Below are 255 nucleotides of genomic sequence, written 5' to 3' on the forward strand. Positions count from 1 at the left end.
TCACCGAGGGACGCACGTCGTGGGTCTTGGTGAGGATGGACTCCACGTCGGTCAGGCCCGAGCGCTGGAGCACGGCCTGGATGATCTGCGGGATGGTTTGCTGCGGATACAGCCGCCAATCGGAACGCAACCCGGCACGGGCCAGTTGGGGCTCCACCACGACGCGATAGCGGGTGCGCCGAAAGCCCGTTTGCCCCTGGGTGATCGCCGACACCACGCCGTGCACATGGCGCACCGCCTGCGCGCCCTGCCAGA

The 255-nt window shown here is 68.2% G+C and carries 1 protein-coding gene; it reads right to left on the bottom strand.

The features are described from left to right. On the bottom strand, window positions 1-255 hold a 255-nt coding region (locus tag JHD67_RS22125), incomplete at both ends, for a contractile injection system protein, VgrG/Pvc8 family (RefSeq protein ID WP_233172191.1).

This window comes from Dyella sp. ASV21 (assembly GCF_016428975.1).
Taxonomy (GTDB): Bacteria; Pseudomonadota; Gammaproteobacteria; order Xanthomonadales; family Rhodanobacteraceae; genus Dyella.